The organism is Bacillus pinisoli, from assembly GCF_023036475.1.
GTDB classification, from domain to species: domain Bacteria; phylum Bacillota; class Bacilli; order Bacillales; family SA4; genus Bacillus_BS; species Bacillus_BS pinisoli.
The window spans coordinates 116,082-130,596 of sequence record NZ_JAJQKI010000001.1 but is presented as its reverse complement, the minus strand read 5'-3'; the positions used below and the strand labels follow the sequence as shown (position 1 = coordinate 130,596).

At 37.0% G+C, this 14,515-nt stretch carries 15 protein-coding genes; 14 read left to right on the top strand and 1 reads right to left on the bottom strand.

Annotation, left to right across the window (positions count from 1 at the left end; all coding sequences use genetic code 11):
• Nucleotides 1–128: 128 nt before the first annotated feature.
• The 4 genes from LT143_RS00720 to LT143_RS00705 all read left to right on the top strand — a co-directional run bounded on the left by LT143_RS00720 (nucleotide 129) and on the right by LT143_RS00705 (nucleotide 3,210).
• Nucleotides 129–860, top strand: a complete 732-nt coding sequence (locus tag LT143_RS00720; RefSeq protein WP_246938624.1) for an alpha/beta hydrolase — start codon at nucleotides 129–131, stop codon at nucleotides 858–860.
• 183 nt (nucleotides 861–1,043) lie between these two features.
• A complete protein-coding gene (locus LT143_RS00715) occupies nucleotides 1,044–1,916 on the top strand; it encodes an NAD-dependent epimerase/dehydratase family protein (RefSeq protein WP_246938623.1) in 873 nt (290 codons plus the stop codon).
• Between the two features lie 137 nt (nucleotides 1,917–2,053).
• Complete coding sequence (locus tag LT143_RS00710; protein WP_246938622.1) at nucleotides 2,054–3,010, top strand: BMP family ABC transporter substrate-binding protein; 957 nt, start codon at nucleotides 2,054–2,056, stop codon at nucleotides 3,008–3,010.
• A 14-nt stretch (nucleotides 3,011–3,024) separates the two neighbouring features.
• A complete protein-coding gene (locus LT143_RS00705; protein ID WP_246938621.1) occupies nucleotides 3,025–3,210 on the top strand; it encodes a ComZ family protein in 186 nt (61 codons plus the stop codon).
• Nucleotides 3,211–3,371: 161 nt separating this feature from the next.
• Here LT143_RS00705 and LT143_RS00700 read toward each other — a convergent pair whose 3' ends face one another.
• Nucleotides 3,372–3,638 carry a YppG family protein gene (locus LT143_RS00700; RefSeq protein ID WP_246938620.1) on the bottom strand — a complete coding sequence of 89 codons (267 nt, stop codon included), beginning with the start codon at nucleotides 3,636–3,638 and terminating at the stop codon, nucleotides 3,372–3,374.
• Nucleotides 3,639–3,831: 193 nt separating this feature from the next.
• Here LT143_RS00700 and LT143_RS00695 point away from each other — a divergent pair, with 193 nt between their 5' ends.
• From LT143_RS00695 to LT143_RS00650, 10 genes are all read left to right on the top strand, one after another.
• Complete coding sequence (locus tag LT143_RS00695; protein WP_246938619.1) at nucleotides 3,832–4,764, top strand: beta-ketoacyl-ACP synthase III; 933 nt, start codon at nucleotides 3,832–3,834, stop codon at nucleotides 4,762–4,764.
• Nucleotides 4,765–4,850: 86 nt separating this feature from the next.
• Nucleotides 4,851–6,089, top strand: coding sequence for a beta-ketoacyl-ACP synthase II (gene fabF / locus LT143_RS00690; protein ID WP_246938618.1), 1,239 nt, complete (start codon nucleotides 4,851–4,853; stop codon nucleotides 6,087–6,089).
• 138 nt (nucleotides 6,090–6,227) lie between these two features.
• On the top strand, nucleotides 6,228–7,019 hold the full coding sequence (locus LT143_RS00685) for a DUF2268 domain-containing putative Zn-dependent protease (RefSeq protein WP_246938617.1): 792 nt from the start codon (nucleotides 6,228–6,230) through the stop codon (nucleotides 7,017–7,019).
• 147 nt (nucleotides 7,020–7,166) lie between these two features.
• Nucleotides 7,167–8,195, top strand: coding sequence for an ABC transporter ATP-binding protein (locus LT143_RS00680; protein ID WP_246938616.1), 1,029 nt, complete (start codon nucleotides 7,167–7,169; stop codon nucleotides 8,193–8,195).
• Entirely contained in the window at nucleotides 8,195–9,181 is a 987-nt protein-coding gene (locus LT143_RS00675) for an ABC transporter ATP-binding protein (RefSeq protein WP_246938615.1), read from the top strand. Before LT143_RS00680 ends, LT143_RS00675 begins: the two co-directional genes overlap by 1 nt.
• Nucleotides 9,182–9,256: 75 nt before the next feature.
• Entirely contained in the window at nucleotides 9,257–11,020 is a 1,764-nt protein-coding gene (gene opp4A / locus LT143_RS00670; protein WP_246938614.1) for an oligopeptide ABC transporter substrate-binding protein, read from the top strand.
• A gap of 177 nt (nucleotides 11,021–11,197) precedes the next feature.
• A complete protein-coding gene (opp4B, locus tag LT143_RS00665; RefSeq protein WP_246938613.1) occupies nucleotides 11,198–12,163 on the top strand; it encodes an oligopeptide ABC transporter permease in 966 nt (321 codons plus the stop codon).
• A gap of 10 nt (nucleotides 12,164–12,173) precedes the next feature.
• Nucleotides 12,174–13,094: an oligopeptide ABC transporter permease gene (opp4C, locus tag LT143_RS00660; RefSeq protein WP_246938612.1), complete on the top strand. Its 921-nt coding sequence runs from the start codon at nucleotides 12,174–12,176 to the stop codon at nucleotides 13,092–13,094.
• Nucleotides 13,095–13,429: 335 nt separating this feature from the next.
• A complete protein-coding gene (locus tag LT143_RS00655) occupies nucleotides 13,430–13,639 on the top strand; it encodes a YuzI family membrane protein (RefSeq protein ID WP_246938611.1) in 210 nt (69 codons plus the stop codon).
• Nucleotides 13,640–13,757: 118 nt separating this feature from the next.
• The gene (locus LT143_RS00650) at nucleotides 13,758–14,510 is read left to right on the top strand and encodes a YjbA family protein (RefSeq protein ID WP_246938610.1); all 753 of its coding nucleotides are present in this window, start codon (nucleotides 13,758–13,760) and stop codon (nucleotides 14,508–14,510) included.
• Nucleotides 14,511–14,515: the final 5 nt, after the last annotated feature.

The following is a 14,515-nucleotide window of genomic DNA, read 5'->3' as shown; positions in this document are numbered from 1 at the left end:
AAAAGCACCTAAGTTTTAGAAAAGAATAATAAAATAGGCAATTCCCCTTTCAAGAGAAGGGACGCTTACATAGATTATTATGTGCGCGAATCTTATCCAGGAACGGAGCCTGAGCGGGGGAGTTATCTATGAATCAACAGTTTTTTTTATTAGACGAAGAATGGAGCGTCGTTCATTTACCGGAACGCCCAAATGGCTTTGCCATTTTTATTATAGGGGATCGCCATCATTTTGTAGACAGCAACTCAAGCTTCTGGATTCAAAATGCTGGAAGATATACGTTTATTGAACAGTTTGTCAGAAGTGGTTATACGGTCTTTTACTCTAACCTTTATGGTAGGCATTGGGGCTCTCCTAAAGCCACAAACCTTGCAAAGCGACTATACCATGTTGTCATGAAGAGAGAAATACTAAATGAGCATGTACATCTGTTATTAGAGGGAATGGGAGCTTTATCAGGTCTAGAACTTATGGACCAAATGGGAGAAAATATTCGATCTGTAGCCATGCTTAATCCTTGTTTAAGCTTAAAGGAGCAATTAAAACACGAGCAGGAAAATAAATTATTCTATAAAAGAATGATTAAAGAAGTCGTCGAAGCTTATCAATGGGAAGAGCATATAATAGAAGATGGGTTAGCCCAGTTACCGGATTTAAAGAGTCACCAGTCAACAATTCCAGTAAAAATCTGGATTTCTACAGATGAGCAAACTTACCAATCCAAGAAGATAGCTAGAATGTTTGAGGAAAGCCGAAAGGAATATTCACCTATTCAGCTTACTTTACATCTTAATGAAAAAAGATTTGGAATAGGAAGTTCGATCCTCCAATTTTTTAGTAAAAATGAGAAGACCCTTTAAGAGCCCCATTCAAAATGGGGCTTTTATTGTGTTTATCGCTTAGTGTCCAGCTAGTAGAAATAAACATTACTAGCTTTTCTTTTCTCATTCTCACAGAAAATGGAATCTGTATGGTTAATCGTCATAGAATGTTTAAAAAGCGTCATAGGATAGAAGAGGAAAGAATGGAAAGGAGCTATTCACTTGGAAGAAGCAATTATTATAGGAGCTTTCGATTTCATTGGCTATAACTTGTTAAACAAGTTATTAAATGATGGAGTGGTTGTTCATGGCGTAGATATTGAGTTATCAGAGCAAGCAAGTGACCTAAAGGAAGAAAAGATTTTGGCGATTGGACGTAATGCAAATTTTAACTATATAGAAGATAATGAATGGGAATCACTACAGGAAGTGGATACTTTATTTTATTGTGTAGATGTTACAGGAGGAGAAGACTTAGCGAGAGCAGAAGACCTTCTAAAAGAAGCAATCCAATACTGTCAATCAACATCCACCTCCTTAATTTTTGCTTCAACTTTAGAAGTTGTAGATCATCGTACACATGAGAAAATTACGGAAAATACGCCAAGTTTACCTGTTAATGAAAGAGGAAGGGTATACGCCAAACTAGAGGACCTACTCAGGAGTGAATATAAGAAGAAAAGTTTTGCGTATCTGCTTCTTAGGTTGCCAACTTTATATGGACCTTGGCAACCTGAACGTTTTGCCTACCATCAGTTGCTTCAGAACGAACACAAACATGGAGAGACTTGGGATGAGTATAAAGGAGATGTTTTGTTTATTGATGATGCAGTTGAGGCATTAGTTCAAGCAGGAATTTCAGAATCAAGAAGCGAAATTATTCATATTACAACTGGGAAAGTAGACGAATGGGCAAAAGGGATAGCCTATATAATAAATAAATCAAATAAACAAAGAGGAGAAAATACTATTACACTCTCGAGTGAGAAGGCTCAAGAATTATTATCCTTTTCACCTTCTGTATCTATTCAGGAGGGAATAGAGAAACAAAAAGAGTTTATCCACACACTCACTAAAGATATTGGAAGAAATTAGGAGTAAATGAAAGGTAATTGAAGATTACAGGATTTATCCTTTACCATTTTAATGGTTAAAGGGTAAAATAAACTGGACAAGTTTAGAAAGAAAGAACTAAATTGAATCTAGGTTATTAAAGGAAGTGACTCACTTTTATGAGAAAACCATTTATTGCACTTCTACTTCTTATTATAATCTTATCAGGTTGTGCGAATGCGACGGGAACCGGAAACATTGAAAAAGTTGGCCTACTAGTGCCTGAAACCATTAATGACCAAGTATGGGGGACAAAAGGATATAAGGGCTTACTAAAAATACAATCCAATCTTTCGGTAGATGTTTACTATAAAGAGGCGATGAATAACGAAGCAAATGTAGCTCAGGCGATTGAGGAGCTCTCTGAAAAAGGAGTTAATCTAATTTTTGGCCATGGAAGTGAATATGCACCTTGGTTTAATAAATTAGCTGAGAAATATCCAGATATTCATTTTGTTTGTTTTAACGGAGATGTCCGTGGAAATAACGTAACAAGCTTAACTTTTAAAGCTGATGCAATGGGTTTCTTTGGTGGAATGATTGCAGGTGAGATGACGAAAACAAACAAAGTGGGTGTCATTGCAGCCTTTGAATGGCAACCAGAGGTAAACGGGTTTTTTGAAGGGGCCATCCATCAAAACCCTGATGTAAAAGTGAAAATAAGTTATACCGAGGATTGGAATGATCCCCAAAAGGCACTTACGCAATTGGAGAGTATGATGAACGAAGGAGTAGATGTAATCTACCCTGCAGGAGATGGATTCAATGTACCTGTCATTGAGCGTATTAAAGAAAATGGCTTATATGCTATTGGCTATATTTCAGATCAGTCTGATATTGGTCAAGCAACCGTCTTAACAAGCACTATACAACATGTCGATATGCTTTATGAAGAAGTAGCAAAAGAATTTAACGCTGGATCTCTCAAAAGTGGTAATATTTATTATGATTTTGATGATAAAGTTATAACTTTAGGGAAATATAGTCCCGACGTAAGTCAAGAATTAATAGCAGATGTTGATGAAGCAGTGAGTACCTACATAAAAACAGGTAATCTTCCCAATCAAATTGACTAAAAGGAGCCAAAAAAATGGATGCACAAAAACAAATGCAGTTTATGCAAATAGCGATGAAGTACTTACCCGAGGCAAAAGCCATCTTAGATGACTCCGGTATAGAATTAGATATGTCTAAGATGCAGCCCGTGATTGAACTTTTAACGAAAGTGATGTCAGACGCATATGAGCTAGGAAAATCAGAGGCAACAGAAAACTAAACTACAAATACTATTTGTATAAGTGTTGCTCACTAGCATTGAAAATTAGGTGACATTAAACTAGTAAGTACAAATCCGGCTTTTGGGATTTGTACGAAGCAACAATCTATACGAAAAGAGCATTTTATTTAAAAAAAGTAATAGACGCTTCCACTGAGCGTCTATTTTTTTTGTTTAAACATATCTAGGAGAGGGGCAAGTTGTTGAACCATTGGTTTGATTTGTTTCACATTTGACATAAGCTCATCTACACTCTGCATCATTTGAAATAAGTCAAATTTTCCTTCTGAAGAGGTACTAGAGTTAGGACTATTGTTATTGCTAGTAGGTGCCTCTCTCTTATCAGTTGACTCCGTTTTTCTCGCTCCAAACATTAACTGATCAAAACGACTTAACTTGGTATTTTTGTCATTTGCTTGATCACTCATGTTAACACCTCCTAATAAATGGATTAGAACAGTTGTATCTAGTATTAATTTATGAGGAAAGCTTCCGAGTGATATAGACAATAGCCTCAAAAAAATAGAAAGGTGAAAACAATTGAAAAAAAGATAAATTTACTATAAAATTAGTACCAAGTCATAATATTTGATAATAAAATAACGGAAAAGGGGTTTTTCCATGAATGCTGGAATTATTGGAATTGGACGCTATCTCCCTGAAAAGATCCTTACTAATAAGGATCTCGAACAGATAGTAGATACTTCTGACGAATGGATACGTACAAGAACGGGTATTGAAGAACGAAGAGTAGCTTCAGATGATATAGATACATCAGATATGGCATATTTTGCATCACAAAAAGCAATTGAAGATGCAGGGATATCTCCTGAGGATATTGATTTAATTGTAGTGGCTACTGTTACCCCAGATCATCCATTTCCTTCAGTCGCATGTTTAATTCAAGAGAAACTTGGGGCGAAAAATGCAGCTGCTTTTGATGTCGGAGCAGCATGTGCTGGTTTTATGTATGGGATGGTTATGGCAAAACAGTTCATTGAATCAAAGGTTTACCGAAACATTTTGGTGGTCGGCGTAGAGAAGTTATCAAAGATTACAGATTGGAATGATCGTAACACGGCAGTATTATTCGGTGACGGTGCAGGTGCAGCAGTTATGGGACCAGTTTCTGAAGGTCGTGGAATCCTTTCGTTTGAATTAGGTTCTGACGGGAGCGGAGCGAAACATTTATATCAAGATGATTTTATTGTAATGAACGGAAGAGAAGTGTTTAAATTTGCTGTGCGTCAAATGGGAGAATCCAGTCTTAATGTTCTAGAGAAAGCAGGACTCAATAAAGAAGATGTAGACTTTCTAATCCCGCACCAAGCTAATATTAGAATTATGGAAGCAGCAAGACAACGACTAGAGTTACCAGAAGAAAAAATGGCAAAAACAGTCGCTAAATACGGAAATACATCCGCAGCATCTATTCCGATGGCGATTGTAGAAGAATTAGAACAAGGAAAGATTAAGGAAGATGATCTTCTTGTCATGGTAGGATTCGGTGGAGGATTAACTTGGGGAGCAGTTGCATTACGCTGGGGAAGATAGTCTCCCTTCTGGGTAAACAAAACTAAAGATTAACTTCAGCTATCATTCAAATAAATTTTATTACAGGTAAAGGAGTGTTTGTAGCAATGGAAAAAAAACGAGTAGTTGTAACAGGACTTGGAATTCTATCTCCAATCGGAAATAATTTAGAAACAACTTGGGATAACCTAATTAACGGAGTGTCTGGTATTGGACCACTTACACGAGTTAATCCTGATGATTTTCCAGCTAAAGTAGCAGCTGAACTAAAGGATTTTAATCCTGAAGAATTTATGGATCGTAAAGATGCAAAGAAGATGGACAGATTTACACAATATGCTCTAGCAGCTTCACTAATGGCTGTTAAAGATGCAGACCTTACTATAACAGAAGAGATTGCTCCACGTGTAGGAGTTTGGATTGGTTCAGGTATTGGAGGGATGGAAACACATGAAGAACAATACCAAAATTTCCAAGCAAAAGGCTACAGAAGAGTAAGTCCATTTTATGTACCAATGATGATTCCGGATATGGCAGCAGGTCAAGTTTCCATTGCATTAGGAGCAAGAGGGATTAATTCATGTACAGTAACAGCTTGTGCATCTGGTGCAAACTCAATTGGAGATGCCTTTAAGGTTATACAACGTGGTGATGCAGATGTAATGGTAACAGGTGGAACAGAAGCACCTTTAACAAATATGGCATTTGCAGGATTCAGTTCTATGAAGGCACTATCTTTTAATCCAGATCCTGAGACAGCTAGCCGCCCATTTGATTTAAACCGTGATGGGTTTGTTATGGGAGAAGGTGCAGGTATCCTAATATTAGAAGAGCTTGACCACGCACTTGAAAGAGGGGCCAAAATCTATGCTGAAATCGTTGGATACGGTGCAACAGGGGATGCTTACCATATCACGCAGCCTGCTCCAGCAGGAGAGGGTGGAGTTCGTGCAATGAGACAGGCTCTAAAAGATTCTGGCTTACAACCTGAACAAATTACGTATATGAATGCTCATGGAACAAGCACTCCATACAATGATAAATTTGAAACAATGGCTGTAAAAGAAGTGTTCGGAGAGCATGCGTATAAAATGGCAGTAGGATCAACTAAATCAATGACAGGACACCTGTTAGGCGCAGCTGGTGGCGTTGAAGCAATTTTTTCTGTAATGGCGATTTCAGAAGGAATCATACCACCAACTATAAACATTAAAACACCAGACCCAGATTGTGATTTAGATTATGTTCCTGACGTGGCGAGAAAGCAAGAAGTGTATGCTGTCCTAAGTAACTCCCTAGGATTCGGTGGACACAACGCTACATTAATATTCAAAAAATACGAATAATTATACTGTTCAACCTGTCAATGGAAATATTTTGACAGGTTTTTTTATAGGAATTTCATCTATAATGAATATGTAAGGGCTAACAAGTTCATACACTCCTCATATAATAGCTGTAAAAATGTTAAGGAGTGAAAAGTGTTGGCTGTCATCGATACGAAAGAGTGGTTGTCTCAATCAGGGGAAAACCCAATTCAGCTCTGTGAGCACTTAGTAAAATACTTTAAGGGAAACTCTCCACGAGAAATTTACGATTATCTGTGTTTATATGGCATGTATAAACCATCTATATTTAACAGAAATAAAGAAGTGAATCAACTAATTGAATTAGATTACTGGAGTGAGGTTGATAAACTCTATCGTTCACTCCGCAAAAAACAAAAAGGTCCTGATATACCAGTGTTTATATTTCCAATCAATCAGAGAGAAACTAGGATGATGGAAGAAAACAAGGGGAAGTCAGGACTTGCTTTTTATGATAAACTATTTATGTTTCTATCTCCCAATCTGGAAATCATAGAAATTAAAGCATTGCTAACACATGAATATCATCATGTTTGCAGATTAAAGTATTTAAATAAAGAAGAGGAAAGTATGACTTTGTTAGATGCGATGGTATTAGAAGGTCTCGCAGAACTATCTGTTAAGGAAGAATGTGGAGAGGACCAGAATGCATCGTGGACAAGATTTTACAGTGATGATCAACTTCTTAAATGGTACAATGAGTTTATAGAACCAAACAAGCATATTACAAAGCGGCATCCTAAGTATCATGAATTATTGTTTGGTTTAAAGGGATATCCTCGTATGCTTGGATATGCCGTTGGTCTTTACATGGTGAAGCAAGCTTTACCTAAATGTAAACATTCTTTACAATCTCTTGAAAAATTGATGAGTGAGGAATACTGTAAATATATCCCTTCAGAGTCATAATAAACCCTCATGTAACAACGATTGCGTAATATTAAAAGGATTTATTCCGAGCTTAAAAATAAAAAGAGTGTTGCAATTGTAATGATATTGTAATAATATGAGATTCAGATAACATTGGGAATTATCAAAATATTCAGAGGTGTGATAATGAACGCAAAACTTAAACCTAGCAATGGAGCACCGGTCTTAGAGATTAATAACCTAAAAACAGGTTTCCGTATTGGTGGTAAATATCATAATGCAGTAGATGGCGTATCTTTCTCTGTAAAGCCTAAACAAGTAATTGGTATAGTTGGTGAATCAGGCTGTGGAAAGAGTGTTATGTCACTATCTATTATGGGACTTCTACCAAAAGAAAACGGTAAAATTATGGATGGTGAAATTCTGTTCCAAGAACAGGATCTTACAAAATTAAAAGATAAAGAGATTAATAAAGTTCGAGGAAAAGATATCGGTATGATCTTCCAAGAACCTATGACATCTTTAAATCCTGTATTTACAATAGGATTTCAACTCCAAGAAGCACTTTTAAATCATACAAACATTACGAAAAAAGAAGCACGTCTAAAGAGTATTGCACTCTTAAAGAGCGTTGGGATCTCTAGACCTGAGAAAATTGTTGACGAATATCCTCATCAATTATCAGGTGGTATGAGACAAAGGGTTATGATCGCGATTGCAATCGCATGTCAGCCAAAGGTACTAATTGCTGATGAGCCTACTACGGCTCTTGACGTAACCGTACAAGCCCAAATTCTTGACTTGCTAAAAGAAATTCAAGAAGTAAACGATATGTCAGTACTATTAATTACCCATGACCTTGGAGTAGTTGCAGAGATGTGTGACGAGGTCATCGTAATGTACGCAGGAAGAATTGTCGAAAAAACGGATGTAGATACATTATTCCACGATCCTAAGCATCCATATACAAAGCTTTTAATGGGAGCTATTCCTAAAATGGATGAAGAAGTGGAAGAGTTAAGTACAATTAAAGGGATTGTTCCATCCCTTGTAAACATGCCACAAGTTGGTTGTCGTTTCGCTGGTCGTTGCCCTCAAGCAACTGCTGAATGTAAAACGATAACACCACAGCTTGCTGAAGTATCCCCGGGACATGAAGTTTCCTGTTTGCTGTATGACGTTAGCTATCCTAAAGAAGGGGTGAAGGCAAACTAATGAGCCAAGCAGTCAAAGAAAAAGACATACTACTAGAAGTTAAAAATCTTAAAACTCATTACCCAATCAAAGGTGGATTTTTTAGACGTCAAATTGGTGCAGTTAAAGCAGTTGACGGTGTATCATTTGAAATTAAAAAAGGTGAAACACTTGGTTTAGTAGGAGAATCAGGTTGTGGTAAGTCAACAGCCGGAAGAACAATTTTACGACTATTAGAACCAACAGATGGACAAATTATATTTGAAGGTCAGGATATTACTAATCTTCGTGGAACTTCACTTAGAAAGATTCGCCAAGACTTTCAAATGGTCTTCCAAGATCCATATGCATCTCTAAATCCAACAATGATGGTTGGGCATTTAGTATCTGAACCAATTCGTAACTATACAAAAAGATCTGAAAATGATCTAAAAGACGAAGTTATGGAATTATTAACAAAAGTAGGTTTACCTGCAGATGCTTATTACAAGTACCCACATGAATTTTCAGGTGGTCAGCGTCAACGTATTGGTATTGCTCGTGCATTAGCATTAAAACCAAAGTTAATTATTGCCGATGAACCAGTTTCTGCCCTAGACGTATCCGTACAATCACAAGTGTTAAACCTACTAAAAGAATTACAAGAAGAATTCGGCTTAACGTTCTTATTCATTGCTCATGATCTTAGTGTCGTAAAGCATATGAGTGACAGAATCGGTGTTATGTATCTTGGTGGATTAGTAGAAGTTGCTGATAAGAACAGCTTATATGCTGAACCTTTACATCCTTATACACAAGCCTTGATTTCAGCTATTCCTGAGCCAGATCCACGTAAGAAAAAAGACCGTATTATTTTAGAAGGTGATGTTCCAAGTCCAATTAATCCACCTTCAGGCTGTACATTCCATCCACGTTGTCGTCATGCGATGCCAGAATGTCAGCAAACAAAACCTTCTTTAAAGGAGGTGAAGCCAGGACATAGAGTAGCTTGTCACCTTTATAACTAAAGAGAGACACTCTTTCTAAGTTCTAGCAAATACAGCCTTTAAAGAAAATCTTTAAATTTTATTGGGGGGAAATCAATGAAGAAGTCAGTATTATGGCTAGTAGCTATGCTATTAGTACTATCAATGTTCTTAGCTGCTTGTGGCGGTAAAGAAGAAGCTGAGCCAACTGAACCTGAAACAGAAGAAACTGAAGGTACAGATGAAGGCGACAAAGAAGCTGCTGAAGATGAGCCTGTAGCAGGTGGAACAGTAACTTACGCTTATACTCAACCTTTCAAAGGTGTTCTAGAGTATGCATTCTATGAAGGACAAGATGATTCACTAGCATTAGCATTTATGTCTGAAGGTTTACTTTCTACTGGTGATGACTTATTACCTGAAGAAAACGTAGCTTCTTGGGAGTTCAACGAAGATCAAACTCAGTTAACTTTCAAAATTCAACCAGGTGTTAAATGGCACGATGGTAAAGAACTAAAGGCAGAAGACATGGAGTTTGCTTGGTATGTACTTGCTGACCCTGACTATGCTGGACCACGTTTCACTAACGTATCTATGATCAAAGGTGCTCAAGCTTACAAAGACGGCACTGCTGACAAAATTGAAGGTATCACTGTAGTTGACGATTACACAATCACAATTACTGTAGAAGAGCCTGTAGTAAACTTACTTGATAACCTATGGTTATACCCAATGAACAAAACTCACTATGATGGTATTGCAGTAGCTGACATGGTTGATTCTGAGCAAGTTCGTAAGAACCCAGTTGGATTCGGACCATTTAAAGTGAAGAACATCGTTCCTGGTGAAATGATTGAATTCGAACGCTTTGATGATTACTGGCAAGGTGCTCCATTACTTGATGGTGTAGTTTACAAAATCATCGATCCTGCACTTGCAAGTGGATTACTTGAAAGTGGAGAAATTGATATTATGGAAGCTCCATCTGATCAATATCCAGATATTAAAGAACTTCCAAACTTAAACCTATTTGAAGAGCCAAGCTTAGGCTACAATTACATTGGATTTGACTTCGGACGTTGGGACGAGGCAGCTGGTAAAGTTGTTTCTGACAACCCTAAGTTCCAAAACAAGTTATTACGTCAAGCAATGGCACACGCTTTAGACCGTCAAGGTATCTTAGATGGATTCTCTAACGGTTTAGGACAAATCGTAAACGTACCACTTCCATCAGTATCTTGGGCTAAGATTCCTGATGATCAAATCAATCAATATGAGTACAACCCAGAAAGAGCAAAAGAATTACTTGCTGAAGCTGGTTACAAGGACATCGACGGAGATGGATTCGTTGAAGATCCAAATGGTGAAAAGTTCACTGTAAACTTTGACGGAATGAATAGTACGTCAACTGCTGAGCCACGTGCTCAATACATCCTTCAAAACTGGAAGGACGTAGGAATTAATGCTCAACTTAATGGTGGAGCGTTAAAAGACTTCAACTTATTCTATGATTCAATCGATGCTGACGATCCATCATTTGAAACATTCAACGGTGGATGGGGTCTAGCTACAGATCCAGATCCATCTGGTATCTGGTTAAGCACAGATAAGTGGAATATGATGAGATGGGATAATCCTAAATCTGATGAGCTAATCAAAGCTGGTGTTAAATTCCCTGAAGATGCAAGCAAGGATGTAATTGAACACCGTAAGGAAATCTACTACGAGTGGCAAAAACTTGTAAACGATGAACTACCATCAATCTTTATGTTCCAACCGTTAGATGTTTATGCAGCTAACAAGCGTCTTCAAAACGTAGATGCTAACGCATTTACTGTACAAAAAGATGTACACTTATGGTGGGTTAAGGAACAACAATAATAACAGTTCTAAGAACTAATGTTCACTAGGTGGGAGGCAACTCCCACTTAGTGTTCTGTTAAAAACAAATTTAGTTCTTACTGTCGGTTATCCCCCACATGTGGTATGATGAATAAGTGGAGGACAACCGACAGTAAGAGCCTCACAAGAATAAACAACAGATAAGGGGAATTCATAATGCTAATTTACACACTTCGTAGATTACTAGGAATGATTCCATTACTTTTCCTTATCTCAGTAGTGGTATTCTCTCTAGCAAAGCTAATGCCAGGAGATGCACTAACTGGAAAAGTAGACCCGTTAAACTCAGATCCAGCTTATATTGAAGAAATGCGAGAGAAGATGGGCTGGAATGATCCAGTACACATTCAATATTTTAATTGGATCGGCGGGGTACTTAAAGGAGATTTCGGTGATTCATTTAATCATAAGATGCCGGTAATGGAACTAATAGGATCTCGTTTACCAAACACTATATTCTTAGCCTTATTTGCTTTATTAATCACTTATGTGCTTGCTTTCTTTATGGGGCGTCATGCAGGACGTCACCCATATAGCATTGGAGATTACGCTATTTCATTCTATAATTATTTGGGACTTGCTATTCCAAGTTTCGTTACTGCATTAGTTGCTATCTATATCTTTGCCTTTCAATTGGGCTGGGTACCTGCTACGGGGAGTATTGGAATTGGTGTAGAACCTGGATCACTAGAATTCTATTTAAGTAAGATTAAGCACACGATTCTTCCTGCACTTTGTCTTGGAGCGCTCTCAACAGCAAGTTACACGCAGTTTTTACGTAACGATATGATTGAAAGTTCAAGAAAAGATTATGTTCGTACTGCAAGAGCTAAAGGTACAAAAGAATCTACTATCTTTAACAAGCATATTCTACGTAACTCATTAATTCCGATTGTTACACTTATCGGTTTTGACTTTGCTAGTTTAGTAGGTGGAGCAGTAATTACTGAAACAATTTTCACATACCCTGGAATCGGATATCTCTTCGTAGAATCTATCGGATCACGTGACTACTCAGTTGTTCTAGCTATCACATTAATGCTTACGATCTTCACACTGATAGGAAATTTACTTGCGGATATACTACTTGGATTAGTTGATCCACGTATTAGATTAGAATAGAGGTGAGACCATGGAACCAGTTACACAAAACGAAAGCACAGTTGTGGTAAACAATCAGAATACTGTAACAAAGGGCCAATCTCCATGGGTGATTGCAAGAAGAAAATTTTTACGTAATATACCAGCAATGATTGGATTAGTTTTTCTAGTAACTGTTACACTTGTATCTATGTTTGCTCAATATATTACACTTCCTTATGAAGAAGTACAGAAAGTTAACCTTTCTCAAATGGCAAAAGAGCCTTCGTCAGAGTTTTTACTAGGTACAGATAAAGCGGGAAGAGAAATTCTACCACGCCTTCTGTATGGTGGGAAGGTTTCCTTAACACTAGCATACACTATCACTTTATGTATTAGTGTAATCGGTACTATAGTAGGTGCAACTGCTGGATTCTTTGGTGGAAGAATAGATTCAATCCTAATGAGATTCACAGATTTCATTCTAACTTTTCCATTCTTAATCTTTGTTATCGTACTAAATTCTATTTTCCAAGGTTCTGGGCTTTTAACGTTAATTGTCGTAATTAGTTTGTTATCTTGGGGAGGACTTGCTCGTCTTGTACGTAGTAAGATCTTAGCAGAAAAGGAAAATGAATATGCATTGAGTGCAATCTCAATTGGATGTTCGCCATTTAAAGTAATTGTTAAACACTTATTACCAAACGTAATGTCTACGATTATCGTACAAGCAACACTATTACTTGCTGTTATGATCGTAGTTGAAACTGGACTAAGTTTCCTAGGATTTGGTGTTTCTTCTTCAACTCCTACTTGGGGTAACATGCTTCAAGAAGCAAGAAGTCCAGATGTATTAAGTAAGAAATGGTGGATTTGGGTGCCACCTGCAGCTATCATCTCACTAACAATCTTATCTATTAACTTTGTTGGTGAAGGTTTAAAAGATGCATTCAACCCTAAATCTAGCCGCTAATATTACACAAAAAACCATCACATATGTGATGGTTTTTTTGTTGTTATAGGTTGTGGGTAACTACGGTCAATGAATCTAAATCCCACTTCCAGTCCCTCATAAGAGTGTTTCCTCGGCCAAATAACCCTTTGAGAAATAAAAAGATCAACCACCTTTTCACTTTCAAAGGAACATTTGCTATGGCTGAGCCTAATCGGTGCACTTACTCCTTTTGTTCATAAGACCAATAATTATGGAAATAAAACGGAATATCTTAGAAACAGCTTGTCATATATATGTATAAACAGATGGACAAGGCCTGCAGACGTATAAATATAGAAGGGTTGGGACAATAAATGGTCTTTCGATTATTATTTTTTCTTATAGGCTTTGGTATTTCTGTGGCGGGTGGGGTATCTACCATTGCTTATCTAAATCTTTTAACTCACGGACATGGTCTTTATGAATACTTACTATTTATATCAATGCGGATTGAGTGTTATTTATTACCTTTAGGGGTTTCCTTTATATGGCTCAGTTTATATTTACCGAATACGAGAGAGTAAGAGGATTGAATGTTTGTGTATGAAAATTAAATACAAGAACTTTCCGTCATTGGAATAAATTAGACAAGTTCTGCCTATACTGATTCATAACAAACAGATATAAAGTGAGGGGTCATAAATGTTGTATCTGCATGATGTATGGGTGAATTGGTTTGAGGGTGAAGAAAATGGTTATAATGTCTGTCATTTTCACGAATGGCGCAAGGATGACCGAGTTGAACTACTAGACCAGGTGCCATTACTGAAAATTGATTCTTCATTATTTCATTACATTGAGAATGACTTATTTGAGATTCCAGGGCAGCTTATGAATGATGTATTTCATAAAGCATATTTGCGCAAAAATCATGAGCGTATCCAACTTGACTACTGTTTTATTATTACGGATGGAATCGGTATACTAGCAGTTGATACAATTGGTTACAATATTCCTATTCGAAAGAGTAGACTAATACCAAGACAAGAGCAGTTAGTATATGATATGGTAAAAGACTTAGAGCCAACTAGCTATCAATTTAATTCAAGTAATATGGATACATATAAAGAATATCATATTCTATCTCCTTCCCCTCAATTTATGAGTGGACTAACAAGAAAAGAACGTCAATTAAAGCAGCTTTTATTTATGGCATTGGATCAATTATATAATTCTAAGAATGTTGCTGAAATTAGATACTGGTATACAGATTGGGAACCATCAAAATACAATGAAATTCAAAAGATGGAACTAGATGAAGTTTGTGAGAACTTAATAGAAGAGGTTCAATATGGCTGGAGTGAACGTCATGTTCAGTTATGTGAAAACTTAATTAAGGGACAACCCTTCTTTGAAAAACTTTGGGAATTAGAACATGAAACAAGAGTAAATTAACAGGG

Coding starts and splice junctions, on each gene's coding strand:
- LT143_RS00720 (WP_246938624.1), top strand. CDS start 129: ATGAATCAACAGTTTTTTTTATTAGACGAAGAATGGAGCGTCGTTCAT.
- LT143_RS00710 (WP_246938622.1), top strand. CDS start 2,054: ATGAGAAAACCATTTATTGCACTTCTACTTCTTATTATAATCTTATCA.
- LT143_RS00705 (WP_246938621.1), top strand. CDS start 3,025: ATGGATGCACAAAAACAAATGCAGTTTATGCAAATAGCGATGAAGTAC.
- LT143_RS00700 (WP_246938620.1), bottom strand. CDS start 3,638: ATGAGTGATCAAGCAAATGACAAAAATACCAAGTTAAGTCGTTTTGAT.
- LT143_RS00695 (WP_246938619.1), top strand. CDS start 3,832: ATGAATGCTGGAATTATTGGAATTGGACGCTATCTCCCTGAAAAGATC.
- fabF (WP_246938618.1), top strand. CDS start 4,851: ATGGAAAAAAAACGAGTAGTTGTAACAGGACTTGGAATTCTATCTCCA.
- LT143_RS00680 (WP_246938616.1), top strand. CDS start 7,167: ATGAACGCAAAACTTAAACCTAGCAATGGAGCACCGGTCTTAGAGATT.
- LT143_RS00675 (WP_246938615.1), top strand. CDS start 8,195: ATGAGCCAAGCAGTCAAAGAAAAAGACATACTACTAGAAGTTAAAAAT.
- opp4A (WP_246938614.1), top strand. CDS start 9,257: ATGAAGAAGTCAGTATTATGGCTAGTAGCTATGCTATTAGTACTATCA.
- opp4B (WP_246938613.1), top strand. CDS start 11,198: ATGCTAATTTACACACTTCGTAGATTACTAGGAATGATTCCATTACTT.
- opp4C (WP_246938612.1), top strand. CDS start 12,174: ATGGAACCAGTTACACAAAACGAAAGCACAGTTGTGGTAAACAATCAG.
- LT143_RS00655 (WP_246938611.1), top strand. CDS start 13,430: ATGGTCTTTCGATTATTATTTTTTCTTATAGGCTTTGGTATTTCTGTG.
- LT143_RS00650 (WP_246938610.1), top strand. CDS start 13,758: ATGTTGTATCTGCATGATGTATGGGTGAATTGGTTTGAGGGTGAAGAA.